Raw genomic sequence first — 19551 nt, forward strand, 5'->3', positions numbered from 1 at the left:
GTGAGTACAATACCTTTAAGACCAGTATGAAATTCTACTAATTGTCTACTCCATCACCTATTTTAAGTCCCACACCAAATTCTTTTTTCAAGATGGCTAAGATTTTAGATCTATCATCTAATTGTAAGAGATTCTAGTAGCTTATAAGCTCTTTACTAAGACTCATATCCGCTCAGAGCACCAATAATAGTAGGATCTACTTTCTTCAAGAGAAAGTCTTTTGTATTTCCATAACTTCATCCAATATTTAAAGGTATAGCCGTGATGATAGTGGCTTCTCCCCTAAAAAATTCATGAGTAATAGATTTTAATAAAGAAATTGTCGTCTTGTTTTTGAAGAATCAAGAATATTTCTCTTTTTTTGTTTTGTTTTGTTTTTTTTTTTTAAACGGTAAAGAAGGCATTTTAAGAAAGGAATAAAAATACCGATTTTTTTTTTTGCTTCTTCACGGATTTTATCACTCATTATCCGAGCTTCTTTTAATAAAAGATCTCGTTCAATACGACTTTCTTTAATCCAATTATCTTTTTCAAGATGAAAAAGACGAATTTCTGAACGTACTTTTTGAGCAGCTTCTAGAGAATTATGCAAATGAGTATCACGTTGTTTAATCAGATTTAATATGGGTTTCCACGCAAATTTTGTAAGAATGAAAAAGAGATGCCAAAAAATAAAACCTATGGAAGGCGTTACTAAATCCACGATATAATTAAATAAATTCTCGGTAACCCTATTTTAATATACCTAAAAGGGCAGTACGAAAAGTGATGCAGGAGCACTTTGGTGTCTGCGACCTGTCTGTCTAAGATTAGCGTCCATAGAAATTAAGATGTTTCATTATCTTTTATACCAATAAGGCAACGAAGTCTTATAAAGATTCCTACAAGTTCTATTGGGATTCGGAAAAAACGAACGGAGGCATATGGAAAATATGTTTCCAATAAGATCTTTTGGAGGTTATAATTAGAAAGGTAATCAACGATAAAACTAAGGTGGTATTCCCAGTTACTTTCGTAGCATCCCAATCAGATTGTAGGAGATAAAAAAATACTGTAGGAAAATACAACTTATACATAGGGTTCCCTATGTTTTGAATAGCTAATTCATCTCTGAGGAACAAAATTAGTGGTTCTCCTGTAAAGAAATAGGACAAAGAATAAAAACAGAACATAAAGTAGCCACAACATTTTTCGTAATGGAGAGATTCAACGGTTGCTCATTTAGGTGGACCCATCAGCGTCTTGCACAAGACGATAATATTTTCCATCAGACAACCTTTCTTCCATATTTAAACCGAAAGAAAGACACAAAATTATAGGTAAAGGAATACTTAGACTTTTCTCTACCCCAAAAGTGCCATTCAGATGAATCTCGGTTCAAGAATTCTTTCTGGATAAGAAACTACAAAACTATGAAGCACAAAAAAGAGAGAAAAAATAAAAATACTACTTTTCACTAATTTGAATCGATCTAAATTCTAGAAATTTGGGTTTAAACAAGTAGAACCATCCTCATTATCAATCAATGAATATCCAAGATGAAAGAGCTCATTCCGTATCCTATCTGATATATCCCATTTTTTTTCTTTTCGGACTAATTTTCGTATCTCCAATAGGAGATCTATCAACTTGTGATTAACGGTTAAGTCTGAAGGAATATTAACTCCTAAGACCTCTGTAAGAAAATTTCTCATATTTCTATGTAATAATTGGATATCATAAATATCTAAGAATTCTTTTCCTTTGACAAAAGATTCAATTAAATTACCTGCTTCAAAGAGATGGGAAATTAATTTTGGACTATTAAAATCATCATTCATAGCATCATAACACCTCTGGATCCAATCCTTCACATCAAAAGTAGAAAGACCCCGATTTTTTTCTGCTATTAACCTTTTTAAGGTGGTAAAATATTTCATCAGACGATGAAATCCCTTCTCCGCAGAGAGAAGAGACTGGATTGAAAAATCAAATACACTACGATAATGAGATTGAAGCATAAAAAATCGAATAAGATTCGCAGAGAAAGATTTTTCTCCTGTGAAAAGTTCTGAAGGAAGAATTAGATGTCCGCTTGACTTACTCATTTTTTTATCTTTTATAGTCAGGAGATTAACATGAATCCAGTATCGAACTGGATTTTTCTCGGAAATGCCCAGAGCTTGGGCTAATTCACATTCATGATGTGGAAACTTTAAATCTATTCCACCACCATGTATATCAAAAACATTCCCTAAATATTTTGTGCTCATAGCGGTACATTCTAAGTGCCATCCCGGGAAACCTTTACCCCAAGGAGAATTCCAACTCATAAGATGCTTAGGCGATGCTTTTTTCCATAGGGCGAAATCTAGAGTATATCGTTTTTCATTTTGCGCTTTTAAATTACGTGTATTGGCTATGAGATCTTCTATATTTCTATGGCTCAAAATCCCGTAATCATAACGTTGGATATAGGATTTTAAATCAAAATAAACAGATCCATTTACTTCATAAGCTAGTCCTTTGTCAATAAGTTTGACAATCAGTTCTATTTGTTCAAGAATATGACCTGTAGCAATAGGCTCTATATTAGGAGGTAATGTATTTAATACAGAAAGAATATGATGAAAATCAAGGGTATATTTTTGCGTAATTTCCATAGGTTCTAGACGTTCTAAACGAGCTCTTTTAGAAATTTTATCTTCACCTTCATCTTCAAGATGTCCCACATCAGTGATATTACGCACGTAACGTACTTTATACCCCAGATATTTAAAATAACGAACTATCAAGTCAAAAAAAATAAATGTACGACAATTTCCTAAATGGATTTCTCTATAAACAGTGGGGCCGCAAGTATATATTCCAACATGTCCTTGAATAATAGGGACAAAAGTTTCTTTTTTTCCACTAAGAGTGTTGTATATTTTTATTTTTTGCTTCATTTTCATCTATACTAAGTTTGAGTTACATCATCGATAATTTTTGAAAAAATGCATTTATACAATTTTTAACAGATTACAAAAATTAATATAATTAAACACATGTCATCATTGATCTCAAGAAAAGAAAATTATTCAAAATGGTATAATGAAATAGTTATAAAATCTGAACTCGCTGAAAATTCGGGTATCCGTGGTTGTATGATCATCAAACCATACGGTTTCGCTATATGGGAAAAAATGCAATCAGTTCTAGACAAAATGTTAAAACAGACAGGACATGAAAACGCTTATTTTCCAACATTGATTCCAAAATCCTACCTATCAAAAGAAACGAATCATATGGAAGGATTTGCTAAGGAATGCGCTGTCGTAACACATTGTAGGTTAAAGAATACACCTGATGGGAAAGAAATAATGTTAGATCCTAAATCAAGACTTGAAGAGGAACTCATAGTGCGTCCTACCTCTGAAACTATTATCTGGGACAGCTACAGAAGATGGATACAATCTTATCGAGACTTACCTATCTTACTAAATCAATGGGCTAACGTAGTTCGTTGGGAAATGCGAACCCGATTATTTTTACGAACTTCAGAGTTTCTTTGGCAAGAAGGTCATACTGCCCATGCTAGCCGAGAAGAAGCTATTGAAGAAGCAAAAAAAATGCTTAGAGTTTATACTAATTTTTCGGAAAATTTTATGGCGGTACCAGTGATTCAAGGCACGAAAAGTGAGACTGAACGTTTTTCCGGAGCGGAAGAAACTTATTGTATTGAAGCAATGATGCAAGATGGAAAAGCTCTTCAAATAGGGACTTCTCATTTTCTAGGACAAAATTTTTCCAAAGCTTTTGATGTGAAATTTTCTAAACAATTTGGGGGTAAAGAGTACGTTTGGGCTACTTCTTGTGGGGTATCCACTCGTTTAATAGGAGCATTAATCATGACTCATTCTGATGATTATGGATTGGTTTTACCTCCCAAACTCGCCCCTATACAAGTTATTATCATTCCTATTTATAGGAATCACGAACAGCTTAGAATCATTGAAAAATCTGTTACAATAATTAAAAAATATCTTGAAAATCATGGAATACGCACAAAATATGACTATCAAAATCATAAAACTCCTGGTTGGAAATTCAACGAATATGAAATGAAGGGAGTTCCTTTACGGATTTCCATGGGAATAAGGGAAATTGAAAAAAATCAAGTGGAGTTATTTAGACGAGATACCATGGAAAAACAACTATGTTCACAAAACGAATTTTTGAGATTAGCTCCAAAACTTCTAGAGGATATTCAAAATAAATTATATAATCGTGCTTTAAAAAAAAGAAATGCATTGATGTTTCATGTAAATAATTATGAAGATTTTAAAAAAATACTAGATAACAAGGGAGGATTTATTTCCGCGTATTGGGATGGTACAATTGAAACTGAAAAAAAAATTAAAGAAGAAACTAAAGCAACTATTCGCTGTATACCATTAAATTCTGACACTAAAAAAGGATATTGTGTATATTCAGGTAAACCTTCATCAAAAAAGGTTTTTTTTGCTAGATCTTATTAATTTAAGGGTACACGAAACCTCGAGAAGACATTAGACTTGGCTACTGGGACTAAAATTATGGGCTTTGGACTTATTAAAGGAAGATCGAATTTTTGGTAGGAGATGAATTATTAAGACAAAAAATATTTTAAAAACGGGTGTTAGACCGATATATCTAGATGCCAAGACATACTTTTAATGAATTTTTAGAATTTCTAGCACAATTTTATTTCCGTTAGGGAGTCTAATATTAGAAGTTTCTCCAATCTTTTTTCCTAGTAACCCTTGGGCAATTGGTGTTTTTATAGATATTCTACCTGCGCTTAAATCAGCTTCACTTTCAGGAACCAACGTATAAATATGAATTATTCCCTTAGTAATATTTTTTATGTGGACGGTAGAAAGAATAGATACCTTAGAACGATCCACTTGAGAACTATCTATCACGCGTGCATGAGAAATTTTTTCTTTTATACGTGCAATACGCATTTCTATCAATTCCTGAGCTGCTTTAGCAGCGTCATATTCTGCATTTTCTGATAAATCTCCTTTATCTCGAGCTTCAGAAATTTGTTGAGATATTCGAGATCGTTCTACTGTTTCAAGATGTTCAACTTCTTTAATAAGTTTTTTTAATCCTTCTTCTGTCAGATATTCGGATTTTTCTATAGGCATTTTATTTTCTTTAAAAATGGGAATTATAATATTCAGGGGTTCACACATAATGAGTTAGCCCATAGGGGAATCGAACCCCTCTTTTCAGAATGAAAACCTGATGTCCTAACCGCTAGACGAATGGGCCATTTATTTGATTGCATTTATAGCACTAGCCAACTTACTTTTTAAGTTAGCAGCTTTATTTTTATGTATAATTTTCTTCTTAGCTAGTGTATCCAGCTTTGAACTTAAATATGAGTAATAAGACTCAAGGTAATTTATATCTCTTGCTTTTTCTATTTCTTTACGAATTTGTTTTACAATTGTACGAACAGTTTTGTAGCTATATCTATTACGTAACCGACGATTTTTATTATGTAGAATTTTCTTTTTTATATTTGACATGGATAATTTTTTCTATTTACACTTTATAGAGAAAAAAATTTCCCACTACAAAAGTAGATCAAGAAACTTCGTAAATCAAAATTATATAAGCTTAGTTAGGTTCAGACCACCTTTTTAAGGAAAATCCTAATTGTTTTATATCTCTCCAAAAATTCGGATAAGATTTTTCTACTACATTTGGGTTTTGTATAATCATTGATCTGTATAATGCTAAAGGAGCAAAAGACATAGCCATTCTATGATCATTATAAGTCTGGATTAGTGGTTTCCCATCAGCATTTTTAAAATTAAAAATCTCTAAGGAATTTTCTGTCATATATGTTCTAACACCTACTTTAAATAACTCATTTTGTAAAGCCTGTAACCGGTCTGTTTCTTTTATTTTTAAAGTTTCAAGTCCGGTTAATAAACATTTTATTTTTAACCCTGTACAACTTATAGCAATAGTTTGTGCGATATCCGGACATTGATTTAAATCACATTCAAAATATTCTGGGAGGTTCCGTGAAGGATCCTTTGTAAGAAAAAGACTATTTTCTTTAAAAGAAGTTTTTACTCCAAAGTAATTACAATAAATCTCATATAACTTTTGATCACCTTGCAAACTTTCTTTTTTATAAATGCTTAATTGGATATCTACTTGTTTAGACATTGCAGCTAAAGAATAATAATAGGAAGCAGAGCTCCAGTCTGATTCAACAAAAAATTTTCTACTAGCAAGAGGTTCAGTTGCTGGGGAGATAAAAACTTCACGGTTATTCCAAAACACCGAAATCCCAGCTTTTCTCAACAACTCTATAGTCATAGATATATAAGGTTTTGAAGTTATTTTTTTCTCGAGGTTCAGAGAAAGACCTTTTTCAAAAAAAGCCCCTATTAACATCAATGCGCTTATATACTGACTACTAGTATCAGCCCTTACAGATAAGTTTCCTCCAATCAATTTGTTTCCATATATTTTTAAAGGAGGATATCCTTCGGTTCCTAAGTAATCAATATTAGCACCAAGTTTTCTAAGAGCTTGGACTAAGACTCCTATTGGTCGTTCGTGCATTCTTTTCGATCCAATAAGAGTGAAAGTTTTGTTAGATTGTATTGTGCAATAAGCTGTTAAAAAACGCATAGCAGTTCCAGCATTTTGAACATATAGGACATTATTAGGACCAAAAAGTGCTTTATGTAAAATTTTCGTGTCCTTCGCAGAAGACATATTTTCAATATTCAGATTTTTAGGAAAAAGTCCTTTTAAAATAAGTAAACGATTGGATTCACTTTTGGACCCTCCTATAGTTAGCCTACCACTAAGGCTGGACTCGTCTTTATAAAGTTCAATATACGTCATAATTATTGCGATATATCGGTTTTCGACAGCTATGGGGAATTGAAATATATTTTATATTTATGGTTAAAAGTTACATGATATAAAAAGAATGATTATGCAAACACTAAATGAATTAGACCAAGATTGGATGAGATGTTTTCAAAAACCGATTATTATATCAGGTCCTTGCAGTGCAGAAAGTCAAGAACAACTGCTGGAAATTTCTAAAAATCTGGACAAGTCTTATGTGAAAATTTTTCGAGCTGGCATATGGAAACCTCGCACGAAACCTGGAGGTTTTGAGGGAGTAGGGGAAATTGGTCTAAAATGGCTCCAAAAAGTCAAAGAGGAAACAGGAATGATGATTGCTACAGAAGTAGCGAATACTGACCATGTAAAGGCTTCCCTGGCCTATGATATTGATATCCTATGGATAGGTGCTAGAAGTACAGTTAATCCGTTTACGGTCCAAGAAATTGCTGAGTCATTAAAGAATACAGAAAAAATAATACTTGTAAAGAATCCTATAAATCCTGATTTTGATTTATGGGTAGGAGCCCTAGAACGTCTTGTAGCTCAGGGAATAAAAAAAATAGGCGTAATCCACAGAGGATTTTCTTATTATAAAAAATCCCAATATCGGAATCATCCCCATTGGGATATAGCATTGAATTTCAAAAATTTCTATGGGAATATTCCTATTATATGCGACCCTTCACATATTTGCGGAGAAAGAGAAGGCATTGCTACCGTTGCAAAACAAGCGTTGAATTTGGAATACGACGGATTAATGATAGAGAGTCACTGTAATCCAGATAAAGCATGGAGCGATTCTAAACAACAAATAACCCCACAACAACTTGTCAAAATTCTTAAAAAAATTGAGTTTAGTAAAGAACAAGATTCAAAAAAAACTCAAATAGAAATATTACGTGATAAAATTGATGAACTAGATGAGAATGTTCTTTCATTATTAGCAAGTAGATTCCTTTTATCGAGAGAGATTGGCATGCTCAAAAAAAAGCATAATGTAGACATATTCCAACCTAACCGGTGGAAACAAATAATGGAAAAATTAGAATGTTTTGGGAAAAATGTAGAATTGTCTTCAGATTTTATTAAAGTCTTTTTAGAAATAATCCATCAGGAATCAATTCAGATTCAAAATCGTGTTATGCTTGATAGGTGATGCTTTTGATACGCAGGAAAACACTAAGACGCCTTAAAAGACTGTTGCTAGATTTATCGCTTTGTGGATGAATAATTAACTACTAAAAGTATTTACTTCTTCGGCAGAGATTTATCCTCGTATACTTCAATATAGTCTCCTATTTTGAGAGCATTATAGTTCTTTATTTGCAATCCGCATTCATAACCTTTAGAGACTTCTTTTACATCTTCTTTAAATCGTTTAAGAGAAGCTAATTCGCCATGAAATATGACAATACCGTCTCGGATTAATTTGATTTTAGCAGGACGAAATATTTTCCCGTTAATAACCATACATCCAGCAACGGTTCCTACTATTTTAGGAATATTAAAGATATTACGAATCTCAGCAGTACCACATATTTGTTCTTGAAGTTTAGGAGAATACATTCCTTCTATAACGTTAGAAATTTCCCTAATTACATCATAAATAATTGAATATGTACGTATTTCAATCTGTTCTCTTTCTGCAATTTTTCTGGCATTAGGAGTTGTTCTAACATTGAATCCTATAATGATAGAATGAGAGGCACTGGCTAGTAAAACATCTGATTCAGTAATTTGTCCTACACCTTTGTGAATAATATTTACCAATACTTCCTTTTTAGACAGATTTTTTAGTGCATTCATAATAGCTTCTACGGAACCGTCTACATCTCCCTTAAGAATAATTTTTATTTCCTTCCCTGCTACGTTAACGTTAGTTAACGTAACATGCTTATGTATGCGAAGATTGTGCTCTCTTTGTAATTGTTGTTTTTTTAAAGCCAGTTGTTTAGCTTCCTTATCATTACTGAACACTTTAAATTTATCACCAGCTGTAGGACCACCGTTAAGTCCCAATATAGATACAGGTTTTGAAGGACCGGCATTTTTAATGGAATTACCTCTTTCATCGAAAAGGGCCTTAACTTTTCCGTGGAAGATCCCTGCTAATATGTAGTCTCCAAGTTTGATAGTCCCAGATTGAACAAGGATAGTAGTCATATATCCACGACCTTTATCGAGAGTAGATTCAATGATTGTCCCAGAAGCCATTTTATTTGGATTAGCTTTCAATCCTAAAAGTTCAGCTTCTAGCCAAACCTTATCGAGTAATTGTTCAATACCTTCCCCTGTTTTTGCAGAAATTTCCTGAGACTGATATTGACCTCCCCATTCTTCTACCAAGATATTTATGTTAGCTAGCTGTTCACGTATTTTATCAGGATTTGCCGTAGGTTTATCTATTTTATTTAAAGCAAATATTAGAGGAACTCCAGCTACTTTTGCGTGATTTATTGCTTCTTTGGTTTGCGGCATAACTTCCTCATCCGATGCTATAACAATAATAACAATATCAGTTATCTTAGTGCCTCGGGCGCGCATTGACGTAAATGCCTCATGACCAGGAGTATCAAGAAAAGTAAGACATCGGCCGTTTTTTAATTCTACACTATAAGCACCTATATGCTGTGTAATTCCTCCAGATTCACAAGATTTAGTATTTCTAACATAATCTAAAAATGACGTTTTTCCGTGGTCTACGTGACCCATAACTGTGATAATGGGTGCACGACTATGCAGACTTTCTTTTGGATCTTCCTCTTCCTTCATAACTTTATCTATATCTTCTCCGACAAAATCTATACTGTATCCGAATTCATCAGCTACTAGGGGAAGTATTTCTGCGTCTAAACGTTGATTCATTGTTACCATAACACCTAAAGACATACAAGTAGTAATTAATTGTGTGCTAGAAACATTCATCAGAGAAGCTAATTCATTTACAGTAATAAACTCAACTATTTGAAGTACTTTTTTAGGTTTTGAATCAAGCGTTTTATTATCTTCTTTTGGTGGTTGTTTTTTTTTCCTATACTTTAAAAGTGTTGATTTCTTATTTTTTACAGGGACTTTTGAAAAAGTTTCCTTAATTTTTTCTACACGTTGTCTCACATTTTCTATTCCACTACGCAAAGTACGTTGCTTTTTTTTATCGGATTTATTTTTTTCAAATTGAGACAGATCTATTTGATCTCCTGTAAATACAGGACCTGGAAGTTTTTTATATTGTGTTTTTATAGAAATGTCTGTTTTTGATTTTGAACCGTCTGTTTTTGATTTTGATTTTGAACCGTCTGTTTTTGATTTTGAACCGTCTGTTTTTGAAACTGGTATCAGAGAATCACTCTTTATGTGAACCATCTTTCACTTTTTTGTCTTCTTTAAACTCATTTACTAGTAGTTGATAGGGGGTGGGATTTATATTAACTTCTATATTTTTTGTTCTGAGAAAGTGTACCACTCTTTGTAAGGATACATTTAATTCTTTCAATATTACTCTTAATCTGATATTATCAGTCATTTTTTTAATTCTTCTCTTAATATTCGTAAGACATCCAAAATCATTTGTTTCTCTAATTTAGTTTTCTTTATTATATCTTCCAGATCGGAATTTAGGATGGATCTCGCTGTAGAAAGGCCTGTACTTTTAAAGTTATCAATTATCCAAGGTTCTATTTCGTCACTAAATTCAGTGAGTTCCACATCCTCCTCAGACATAAAATCTCTAATAATAACAATTTTATACCCAGTGAGTTTACTTACTAAACGAAGATTTTGTCCATTACGTCCTACGGTTTTAGATACATGATCAGGATGTAACGAGACCTTGGCTATTTTATTTTTTTCATCTATCTCAATTTTAGAGATTTTCGCCGGGCTTAGAGCACGAATAATATACAACTGACTATTGTCAGTATAATTTATAATATCTATCTTTTCAGATATTAATTCTTTAACAATAGAATGGATACGCATCCCTCTGACTCCAACACAGGCCCCAACTGGGTCAATCCTATCATCATAAGATGATACAGCGACTTTGGCTTTTTCTCCAGGAATCCGGACAATGTCTTTTATCGAAATCAATCCTTCAAAAACTTCAGGAATTTCCTGCTCAAAAAGTTTTTTTAGAAATGCTGTATCACTTCGTGATAGAATAATTATTGGCCTGTTACCTTCTAAGAGAACATTTTTAATTAGAGCACGTATACGACCACTCTTTCTACTCAAATCGTTAGCCATCTGTTCTTTTTTTGGAAGGATCATTTCATTTTTGTTATCATCACGTATGATGAGATTTTGATTATCACATGTATAGTGAATCTCTCCGACGATAAGTTCCCCGATTTTTTTGTGAAATTTTTTATAAATAACTGTGTTATAGTATTCTTTACTTTGAGTAAAGATATTTTTTTTTAAAGAAAGAATAGCCCTTCGACCTAAATCTTTAAGTTCTACTTTTTCAGATACATATTCTCCTATTTCAAAATCAGGCTCTATTTTTTTTGCTTCAGAAAGTTCAATTTGTTCATTCTCTTCCTCAACAGATCCGTCTTCCACGATTGTACGATTGCGCCATATTTCAAGATCACCTTTATCAGGATTGACTATAATGTCGAAATTCTTTGAAGATCCAGATTTTTGACGTAAAATATTTCTAATAGCTTTCTCAAGTATAGCTCTAAGAGTAGAGCTATCTATCTTTTTTTCCTCCTGAAAATTTATTAAGGCCAGATTAATATTATCCATAGGAGATCACTTTTTATTTTGAAACATGTAATATATGTTTTTTTCACCAAAATGACAAATCCACGTTTATCTTAACCATCGTGAGTCCGCTCTGGAGCAAGTTATTCTGTAGTGGGTAGGCAGGAAAGAGGCCGTAGAAAACGTGATTGACAACCTGGATAAAATTTTTATTATATTGGCTAAGAAAATCGCACGAAACATTTCAATACGATTTAGAATCGGCCCTACCGATATAAGCCCTATCCCTATATATATATAATATATTAAAGATTCCATCAATTATGCCTAACGGAAAAAAAAGAAAAAAGAACAAGATTGCTACACATCAAAGAAAAAAAAAAAGCAGAAAAAATCGACATAAGAAGAAATAATATACTCATTGTTCAGTGAAAGAGTGAATATAACCAATATATAGTGTTGGACTTTGTACTTAAGGATCTTAAAAGACTAAATGAATAAAGAATTAATTATACAAACAAATGAGAAAGAGGTAATTGTTGTTATTTTGGAAAACGTAAAATTATCGGAAATACATCGTTACAGCAAAAAAAAAATTTGTTAATTGGGGATATCCACATTGGAGAAATCCAAGAAATAGTCCCGGGACTAAATGCTGCTTTTGTGAATATTGGATCTGGTCAACATGCTTTTCTTCATTATCAAGATATTGGTCCGAAATTAAAATCATTTATAAAATTATTATCATGTCATTATCCAGAAAATGTAGGTGAATTTATTCAAAATGGACAAATAATATTGGTCCAGATTACTAAAGAATCTCTTTCAAAAAAAGGTCCTAAACTTACATCAGAAATTTACCTCTCAGGTCGTTATCTTATATTAATTCCTTTCGCAGAACAAATTTTAATTTCAAAAAAAATCAAAGACAGAAAAGAAAGAGAACGATTAATTTCTCTTATACAGAGAATAAAACCAAAAAATTTTGGCCTAATTATTCGGACTATTGCGATAAATAAAAGAATTCCAACTATTGAAAATGATTTCCTATCTATAACCAAGAAGTGGAAGAATCTCCTAAAATTTTTAACAAAAAAAAATTGACAGCAAGAATACTACGGGAAAGGGATAGAGCATTATTCATTCTAAAAGATCTTTTTTATGAGGATTTCACATCCATTATTTGTGATGATGATAATCTCTGCGATGAGATGGATACCTATATCTCTAGCATTTATCCTAGTAAAACTGGGATTATTAAATATTATCGTGATAAGGAAATCCCTCTTTTTGATAAATTGGGTATTGAAAGTCAAATGAAAATCTCTTTAGGCAAGCATGTTACCCTAGGTCAAGGAGCTTATCTAATTATAGAACATACTGAAGCATTGCACGTCATTGACGTGAATAGTGGAATAAACCAGCATAAACAAATAAAATATAAAAATGTCGCTCTTGATGTAAATATTTTAGCAGCTACAGAAATTTCTAGACAATTAAGGTTAAGGGATATGGGAGGTCTTATCGTGGTAGATTTTATAGATCTGGTGGAATATCATCATCGTCAAAAATTATATGAACACCTAAAGATAGCAATGAAAAATGACAAAGCAAAATCTAAAATTTTACCCCCTAGCAAATTTGGTCTAATACAACTTACAAGACAAAGAGTACGTACTGAATTAAATATAGAAACTTCTGAAGAAAATCCTTCTAAAAATATAGAAGCGCCGGTTTCATATATATATATATCTAGAATAGAGTCTGTTTTCGAATTTCTTGTAAAAGAAAACATTAAAAAAATTACTTTGCATACTCATCCATTTCTAGCAGCTTATCTCCAACATGGATGGCCATCCAAACAGCAAAAATGGTTTCTACGATATAAAAAATGGATCAAAATTATTCAAAGAGATTCATTCAAATATCTTGAGTATCAAATTTTTTATAAATAAAATTTTATCTTCTGATAAGAACTAATCTTATCATTTTTTTTTTGCGGGTGTGGTGGAATTGGTAGACACGCTAGACTTAGGATCTAGTACTGAAAAAGTGTGGGGGTTCGAGTCCCTTCACCCGCACGACAATCATTTTGGAAAAAATGTAATATGTAATATGTAATATTTGATATTCATAGCACTGATACAATCTGTCTCTATTTTCAGAGTCGTTCTATGAAAAAATTGACAAAAACTGTGCTTGGGTAGTAATCTTTTCTTTATGGAATGTCTTAAAATAGCTTTACAAAAATCCGGTAGACTGTATACAGATTCGATAGAACTACTGAAAGATTGTGGTATAGAAATGAATTTAGGAAAACAGCTTAATACAAAGTCTCTTAATTTTCCAATGGAGATTTTATTTTTACGAGATGATGATATTCCTAAATACATAGAAGATGGAGTAGCTGATGTAGGTATTGTAGGGAAAAATCTTATTTTAGAAAAAAAGAAAAATATTAATATTATAGAATATCTAGGTTTTGGCCGTTGTCGTCTATCTATTGCTGTACCTGAAAATTTTCATTATACAAGATTAGACGATCTTGACGAAAAACGAATTGCCACAAGTCATCCTACGCTTTTAAGCGCTTTTTTAAAAAAAAGCCAGATCAAAGCGCACATTCATCATATAAGCGGATCGGTAGAAATTGCACCGAATATAGGAATATCTGATGCTGTTTGTGATTTAGTTAGTAGCGGGGAAACACTGTTTATCAACAATCTTAAAGAGATAGAAACTATCCTGGAATCGGAAGCTGTATTAACATCCTATCCACACATGAAATCGTCTAAAAAATCTATTGCGGAAATATTATATTGTAGAATACAGGCAGTTAAAAGAGCTAGAACCAATAAGTATCTGATACTCAATGCTACTAATGATAATTTAGAAGAAATATTATCTTGTCTCTCTGGAAGTCCTACAGTACTTCCCTTAAATAATACTAAATGGATTGCAGTGCACGCTATAATAGAAGAAAGATATCTATGGAACAAGATAGAAAAACTTAAAAGATTGGGTGCAAAAGACTTATTGGTTCTCCCCATTAAAAAAATGATGATTTAAAAAAAAATAGGAGGTCCTCAAAATATAAAAACTAATGAAAAAAAAGTTTCTTTTCATTGAAAGAGAGGGGCCTATAATTATAGAAAATCCTACCCCAGTTATTTTCTATCCAGGAGTATTTTCATTTCTTTCACGTATATTCTCTGAACTCGATTATGAACTAGTCATAGGGACTAATCAAGAGGGACTAGGGACAGAAAACTTTCCAGAAGAAAAATTTTGGCCAAAACAAGAATATATCATGAAAACTTTTGAAGGTGAGGGTATTTATTTTTCTTCTGTACATATTTATCGGACTCTGGCAAAAGAAAACGCATATACCAGAAAATCTTGGACTGATATGCTTCTAACTAATTATGATATTTCAAATTCTTTTTTTATAGGGGATATAATTACATATGTTCTCTTAGCTCAAAATCTTGGTTGTAAAGCGATATGGATGAATAAGGAAAATTGTAAGACGAGTCAAGAACTTAACCCTTTGATCTCTTTTGAAACCGTTTTTTGGAACCAAATTTATGAGTATCTTAAATTCGGACTTCGATGTAACACGAATAGACGTATCACTAATGAAACCGACATCAAAATTTCCCTGCAACTTGATGGTACTGGAAAAACTAATATCCATACTGGGCTCGGTTTTTTAAATCATATGCTTGAACAGATCGGTTGTCAGGGAAAATTTGACCTAACTATTAAGGTGCGTGGAGATCTACATATTGATGAACACCATACTATTGAAGATATTGGTCTCGCTCTTGGCGCTACTTTTACTAAAGCTTTAGGAGATAAGAAAGGAATTGTTAGATATGGATATTCTATATTACCTATGGATGATTCACTAGCGAAAGTAGCGATGGATCTGGGAGGTCGAAGTCATTTAGTATGGAAGGTAAATTTTGGCATAGAAAAAATAGGTGATGTCCCTACAGAAATGTTTTCACATTTTTTTAAATCTTTTTCTAATACAGCACACTGTAATATTCACATCCAAGCTGAAGGAAAGAACGAACATCATAAAATAGAAGCTATATTTAAAGCCTTTGCTAGAACACTTCATATGATTATCCGCAGAAATATAAATTACTATGAATTACCTACAACTAAAGGAATGCTATGAAAATTGTTATTGTTAAATATTCTTCTGGGAATGTACAATCAGTCCTTTTCTCTCTAAAGAATCTTGGATATAACGCTATTATAAGCGATGAATTAGATATAATTAAAAATTCTGATAAAGTTATCATTCCAGGAGTAGGAGAAGCTAGATCAGCCATGGAGTATTTTCATAAAACAGGTTTAGGAGAATTGATTGTTAGATTAACACAACCTGTTTTGGGAATTTGTCTCGGAATGCAACTTCTTTGTAAATTCTCTGAAGAAAATAACACACCATGTTTAGGGGTTTTTGATATACCAGTGAAAAAATTTAGACCTCCCTATAGCAGTAATACATTTAAAGTTCCACATATTGGATGGAATAACCTTTTTAATCTTCAAGGAAAACTTTTTAATGGAATACACAATGAAGTCGTCTATCAGTATTTTGTCCACAGTTATTATGTCCCATTTGGATCTCAGACAATAGCTACAATAGATTATATTACCCCTTGTAGCGCAGCTTTGCAAAAAGAAAATTTTTATGGCGTCCAATTTCATCCAGAAAAATCCGGAATGGATGGTAAAAAAATGATAAAAAATTTTTTGAATCTATAAATTTGGTCTAATGCAAATTATTCCAGCAATAGATATTATAGATGGAAAGTGTGTTCGACTCACCCAAGGTGATTTTTCTATTAAAAAAATCTATAGCGAAAATCCGTTAGAAATAGCATTGCGTTTTGAGGATTATGGAATATCTCGATTACATTTGGTAGATCTTGATGGTGCAAAAAAAAGAAGAGTTATTCACTGGAAGGTTTTAGAAAAAATAGCTAGACATACTCGACTATTGATTGACTTTGGTGGTGGAATACAGAAAAGTGAGGATGTCAAAACTGTTTTTGACAGTGGGGCTTATATGGCTACAGTAGGGAGTATAATTGTATCCAACCCTAATTTGTTTCTAAATTGGATTATCCAATATGGAAAGGACAAATTTTTTATAGGAGTAGACGTTAAAAACGAAAAAATTGCTATGTCAGGATGGACAAAAATTACTGACGTTTCTTTATGGGATTTAATTTCTGATCGAATAAACAATAATGTACAAAATATTTTTTGTACAGATATTGCTAAAGATGGGAGGTTATCTGGTCCTTCTATAAGTCTCTATAAAAAAATTATGCACAGATTTCCTAAATTAGGATTAACCGCTAGCGGCGGTATAAGTACTATAAAAGATCTGGAATATTTGAAATCTATCGGGTGTCATGGAGCAATTATAGGAAAAGCTATTTATGAGAACAAAATTCGTCTTTCTGAGATAAAAAAAAAATGCTAACTAAACGAATTATTCCCTGTTTAGATATTAAAGACGGAAAAACTGTCAAAGGAATTTGTTTTGAACAATTGAAATATGCCGGTGATCCAGTACAACTAGCAACATATTATGTTGAAGAAGGCGCTGATGAACTAGTCTTTTTAGATATAAGCGCTACTTCTGAAAAGAGAAAAACCGCGCATGAACTAGTTAAAAAAATAGCTAAAAAACTTTGGATACCATTTACTATTGGTGGAGGAATCGGATCGGTCAAAGATGTCGAAATTTTGCTTAATGCTGGAGCAGATAAGATATCAGTCAATACCGCTGCCTTTAAAAAACCTAAATTTCTTGACGAATTGGTAAAAATATTTGGAAGTCAATGTATTGTTTTATCTATAGATACACGTCAGATTCATGATGAATGGTGGGTTTATCTTAATGGTGGACGGATAAAAACTAATGTTAAAGCAATCGATTGGGCTAAAGAAGCTGTTTATAGGGGTGTAGGAGAAATTCTATTAACTTCTATGAATCATGATGGCACAAAAAATGGATTTGCGGTAGATTTAACTCGTGAATTTTCGTCAAAATTTTCTATACCTATTATTGCGTCTGGAGGCGCTGGAAAATTGGAAGATTTCTATAATATTTTTGTTCAAGGAAAAGCAGATGCCGCCCTGGCAGCTAGCATTTTTCATTACAAAGAAATAAAAATACCCCAACTAAAAAATTATTTAAATGAACGGAAATTACCTATACACCTTACAAAAAGTAAACATATGTAATGAACACACCTCCTATTAACGTTATCGATTTTTCAAAATCGATAGATAAACTAGTTCCGGCAATTATTCAAGATGCCGATACTTCAAAAGTAATTATGTTAGGATACATGAACGAGGAAGCTTATTTAAAAACGGTACAAACTAAACGAGTAACTTTCTATAGCCGATCTAAAAAAAGACTATGGATAAAAGGAGAAAAAAGTGGGAATTATCTGATACTTAGAGAAATAATGCTCGATTGCGATAAAGATACCTTACTTATTAAAGTTTGTCCTTTAGGAGCGAGTTGTCATACAGGAACCTACACTTGTTGGAAAGAACCGAATGAAGAAACCTATGGATTTTTAAGTAGATTGGAAGAAATTATACGTTCTAGGAAAGACCCTAAAGACCCTAAAGACCCTAAAGACCCTAAAGACCCTAAAGACCCTAGATCTTCTTATGTAGCTACACTCTTTAAAAGAGGACTGAATAGCATTTTACAAAAAGTGGGAGAAGAATCTATAGAACTTATTATAGAAGCTAAGGATGAAAATCCAATACTTTTTCTAAATGAATCAGCTGATCTATTATTTCATTATATGATATTATTGCAGATAAAAGGCTATACAATAAAATCAGTAACGGAGATTTTAAAGAATCGCAATGTGTTATGAAAAATAACGTGCAGATTTACTTAGGTTAATAAATTCGTCTACGGAAAGTTCTTCAGCCCTTTTATCGAGAATAGGCATAGTATAAAAAGATTTAGATAGAGATAAAGGCTTAAGTGAATTTCTAAGTATTTTTCTTCGATGATTAAATCCACTTTTAACAATTTTAAAAAAAATAGATTCATCTGTTCTTTCTAAAGAAGATAATTTTCTTCGAAATCTAACTATGGCAGATTTTACTTTAGGGATAGGGAAAAAGACTTTCTCATTAACTGTAAAAAGATATTCTACTTCGTAGAACGCCTGTACTAAAACTGAAATAATTCCATAAATTTTACTACCATGTTTTCCCACAATTCTCTGAGCCATATCTTTTTGAAACATCCCTATACACTCTGGGACGGAATTACGATAACGAAGTAGTCTAAATAAAATCTGGGAAGAAATATTGTACGGAAAATTGCCGATCAAGGCAAAAGAAGTAATAGAAGGTTCCCATTTTAAGAAGTCTGCATGTATGATATGGTCTTTTAAAAAGGTAAATTCTTGACGTAAATAGTTTACAGCTTCCACATCAATTTCAATAAGAAAAAGCTCTAGCGTTTTTATCTTTAAGAGATATTGTGTAAGCATCCCTATTCCAGGTCCTACTTCTACTACTGAAGAATAACCTTTAAAAGAAAGGCTGCACACAATTTTTTTAGCAATGTTTTTATCAATTAGAAAATGCTGACCTAAATATTTTTTAGGCCTAATTTTTATACTGCACATGTTTATAAAAGATTTGTAGAGACGAAAAACCACGATATCTTGTATGATCCCATTAGAGCAAAAAAGGAAGGTCTTAGACCACTTTCTGATTAAGTACAATTTGGGATTTCTTTTGACCGAGAGTTCTTATGAAGAATTTAATCAGTTTTTTTCCGAGAGGTCGGACGCAGATCAACTTTAAGCGTCCCTAGGGAGACTAAGCATTGGTATTTACCGGGATCACGGGCAATTACTAGGAGACTGG

At 32.4% G+C, this 19551-nt stretch carries 16 protein-coding genes, 2 tRNA genes and 1 pseudogene; 10 read left to right on the forward strand and 9 right to left on the reverse strand.

Annotated features, from left to right (window positions below; all coding sequences use genetic code 11):
* Positions 1-307 precede the first annotated feature (307 nt).
* Both FNIIJ_RS01145 and cysS read right to left on the reverse strand, forming a co-directional pair.
* Positions 308-703, reverse strand: coding sequence for a F0F1 ATP synthase subunit B family protein (locus tag FNIIJ_RS01145; RefSeq protein WP_051673248.1), 396 nt, complete (start codon positions 701-703; stop codon positions 308-310).
* 775 nt (positions 704-1478) lie between these two features.
* A complete protein-coding gene (gene cysS, locus FNIIJ_RS01155; RefSeq protein ID WP_038436225.1) occupies positions 1479-2933 on the reverse strand; it encodes a cysteine--tRNA ligase in 1455 nt (484 codons plus the stop codon).
* Positions 2934-3026: 93 nt separating this feature from the next.
* On the opposite strand from cysS, the gene proS reads away from it, so the two are divergent.
* Positions 3027-4499, forward strand: coding sequence for a proline--tRNA ligase (proS, locus tag FNIIJ_RS01160; RefSeq protein ID WP_038436227.1), 1473 nt, complete (start codon positions 3027-3029; stop codon positions 4497-4499).
* A gap of 174 nt (positions 4500-4673) precedes the next feature.
* Here the strand turns inward: proS and greA are convergent, their stop codons facing one another.
* From greA to FNIIJ_RS01180, 4 genes are all read right to left on the reverse strand, one after another.
* A complete protein-coding gene (greA, locus tag FNIIJ_RS01165) occupies positions 4674-5147 on the reverse strand; it encodes a transcription elongation factor GreA (RefSeq protein WP_096325171.1) in 474 nt (157 codons plus the stop codon).
* Positions 5148-5208: 61 nt separating this feature from the next.
* Positions 5209-5280 (reverse strand) — tRNA-Glu (locus FNIIJ_RS01170).
* Between the two features lie 2 nt (positions 5281-5282).
* Positions 5283-5540 carry a 30S ribosomal protein S20 gene (rpsT, locus tag FNIIJ_RS01175; RefSeq protein ID WP_038436229.1) on the reverse strand — a complete coding sequence of 86 codons (258 nt, stop codon included), beginning with the start codon at positions 5538-5540 and terminating at the stop codon, positions 5283-5285.
* Positions 5541-5631: 91 nt separating this feature from the next.
* Positions 5632-6882: a 3-phosphoshikimate 1-carboxyvinyltransferase gene (locus FNIIJ_RS01180; protein ID WP_038436230.1), complete on the reverse strand. Its 1251-nt coding sequence runs from the start codon at positions 6880-6882 to the stop codon at positions 5632-5634.
* A gap of 94 nt (positions 6883-6976) precedes the next feature.
* On the opposite strand from FNIIJ_RS01180, the gene FNIIJ_RS01185 reads away from it, so the two are divergent.
* Entirely contained in the window at positions 6977-8050 is a 1074-nt protein-coding gene (locus tag FNIIJ_RS01185) for a bifunctional 3-deoxy-7-phosphoheptulonate synthase/chorismate mutase type II (RefSeq protein WP_199397420.1), read from the forward strand.
* Positions 8051-8142: 92 nt separating this feature from the next.
* On the opposite strand, the gene infB is transcribed toward FNIIJ_RS01185, so the two are convergent.
* Both infB and nusA read right to left on the reverse strand, forming a co-directional pair.
* Positions 8143-10257 (reverse strand): translation initiation factor IF-2, encoded by a 2115-nt coding sequence (gene infB, locus FNIIJ_RS01190; protein ID WP_076690912.1) that lies wholly within the window; start codon positions 10255-10257, stop codon positions 8143-8145.
* Positions 10258-10413: 156 nt separating this feature from the next.
* A complete protein-coding gene (nusA, locus tag FNIIJ_RS01195) occupies positions 10414-11646 on the reverse strand; it encodes a transcription termination factor NusA (protein WP_038436232.1) in 1233 nt (410 codons plus the stop codon).
* Positions 11647-12267: 621 nt separating this feature from the next.
* On the opposite strand from nusA, the pseudogene FNIIJ_RS01200 reads away from it, so the two are divergent.
* From FNIIJ_RS01200 to hisIE, 8 genes and pseudogenes are all read left to right on the forward strand, one after another.
* Positions 12268-13559, forward strand: a pseudogene (locus tag FNIIJ_RS01200) (ribonuclease E/G).
* 43 nt (positions 13560-13602) lie between these two features.
* Positions 13603-13685 (forward strand) — tRNA-Leu (locus FNIIJ_RS01205).
* Positions 13686-13824: 139 nt separating this feature from the next.
* Complete coding sequence (gene hisG / locus FNIIJ_RS01210; protein WP_038436233.1) at positions 13825-14673, forward strand: ATP phosphoribosyltransferase; 849 nt, start codon at positions 13825-13827, stop codon at positions 14671-14673.
* Positions 14674-14707: 34 nt separating this feature from the next.
* On the forward strand, positions 14708-15793 hold the full coding sequence (gene hisB, locus FNIIJ_RS01215) for an imidazoleglycerol-phosphate dehydratase HisB (protein WP_038436235.1): 1086 nt from the start codon (positions 14708-14710) through the stop codon (positions 15791-15793).
* Complete coding sequence (gene hisH / locus FNIIJ_RS01220; protein ID WP_038436237.1) at positions 15790-16389, forward strand: imidazole glycerol phosphate synthase subunit HisH; 600 nt, start codon at positions 15790-15792, stop codon at positions 16387-16389. The genes hisB and hisH overlap by 4 nt, the downstream gene beginning before the upstream one ends.
* Positions 16390-16399: 10 nt before the next feature.
* Positions 16400-17116 (forward strand): 1-(5-phosphoribosyl)-5-[(5-phosphoribosylamino)methylideneamino]imidazole-4-carboxamide isomerase, encoded by a 717-nt coding sequence (hisA, locus tag FNIIJ_RS01225; RefSeq protein WP_038436238.1) that lies wholly within the window; start codon positions 16400-16402, stop codon positions 17114-17116.
* Positions 17110-17883 carry an imidazole glycerol phosphate synthase subunit HisF gene (gene hisF / locus FNIIJ_RS01230; protein ID WP_038436239.1) on the forward strand — a complete coding sequence of 258 codons (774 nt, stop codon included), beginning with the start codon at positions 17110-17112 and terminating at the stop codon, positions 17881-17883. Before hisA ends, hisF begins: the two co-directional genes overlap by 7 nt.
* Positions 17883-18539 (forward strand): bifunctional phosphoribosyl-AMP cyclohydrolase/phosphoribosyl-ATP diphosphatase HisIE, encoded by a 657-nt coding sequence (hisIE, locus tag FNIIJ_RS01235; protein WP_233485137.1) that lies wholly within the window; start codon positions 17883-17885, stop codon positions 18537-18539. Before hisF ends, hisIE begins: the two co-directional genes overlap by 1 nt.
* Here hisIE and rsmA read toward each other — a convergent pair.
* A complete protein-coding gene (gene rsmA / locus FNIIJ_RS01240) occupies positions 18534-19307 on the reverse strand; it encodes a 16S rRNA (adenine(1518)-N(6)/adenine(1519)-N(6))-dimethyltransferase RsmA (RefSeq protein WP_051673249.1) in 774 nt (257 codons plus the stop codon). The two genes, hisIE and rsmA, sit on opposite strands and share 6 nt — an antisense overlap.
* Between the last annotated feature and the right edge of the window lie 244 nt (positions 19308-19551).

It is taken from the genome of Candidatus Walczuchella monophlebidarum, assembly GCF_000709555.1.
Classification (GTDB): domain Bacteria; phylum Bacteroidota; class Bacteroidia; order Flavobacteriales; family Blattabacteriaceae; genus Walczuchella; species Walczuchella monophlebidarum.

What these genes read in the sequence shown, in the direction of transcription:
- cysS (WP_038436225.1), bottom strand. Translation starts at nt 2,933, where the DNA reads ATGAAAATGAAGCAAAAAATAAAAATATACAACACTCTTAGTGGAAAA.
- proS (WP_038436227.1), top strand. Translation starts at nt 3,027, where the DNA reads ATGTCATCATTGATCTCAAGAAAAGAAAATTATTCAAAATGGTATAAT.
- rpsT (WP_038436229.1), bottom strand. Translation starts at nt 5,540, where the DNA reads ATGTCAAATATAAAAAAGAAAATTCTACATAATAAAAATCGTCGGTTA.
- FNIIJ_RS01180 (WP_038436230.1), bottom strand. Translation starts at nt 6,882, where the DNA reads ATGACGTATATTGAACTTTATAAAGACGAGTCCAGCCTTAGTGGTAGG.
- FNIIJ_RS01185 (WP_199397420.1), top strand. Translation starts at nt 6,977, where the DNA reads ATGCAAACACTAAATGAATTAGACCAAGATTGGATGAGATGTTTTCAA.
- infB (WP_076690912.1), bottom strand. Translation starts at nt 10,257, where the DNA reads ATGGTTCACATAAAGAGTGATTCTCTGATACCAGTTTCAAAAACAGAC.
- nusA (WP_038436232.1), bottom strand. Translation starts at nt 11,646, where the DNA reads ATGGATAATATTAATCTGGCCTTAATAAATTTTCAGGAGGAAAAAAAG.
- hisG (WP_038436233.1), top strand. Translation starts at nt 13,825, where the DNA reads ATGGAATGTCTTAAAATAGCTTTACAAAAATCCGGTAGACTGTATACA.
- hisB (WP_038436235.1), top strand. Translation starts at nt 14,708, where the DNA reads ATGAAAAAAAAGTTTCTTTTCATTGAAAGAGAGGGGCCTATAATTATA.
- hisH (WP_038436237.1), top strand. Translation starts at nt 15,790, where the DNA reads ATGAAAATTGTTATTGTTAAATATTCTTCTGGGAATGTACAATCAGTC.
- hisA (WP_038436238.1), top strand. Translation starts at nt 16,400, where the DNA reads ATGCAAATTATTCCAGCAATAGATATTATAGATGGAAAGTGTGTTCGA.
- hisF (WP_038436239.1), top strand. Translation starts at nt 17,110, where the DNA reads ATGCTAACTAAACGAATTATTCCCTGTTTAGATATTAAAGACGGAAAA.
- hisIE (WP_233485137.1), top strand. Translation starts at nt 17,883, where the DNA reads ATGAACACACCTCCTATTAACGTTATCGATTTTTCAAAATCGATAGAT.
- rsmA (WP_051673249.1), bottom strand. Translation starts at nt 19,307, where the DNA reads ATGTGCAGTATAAAAATTAGGCCTAAAAAATATTTAGGTCAGCATTTT.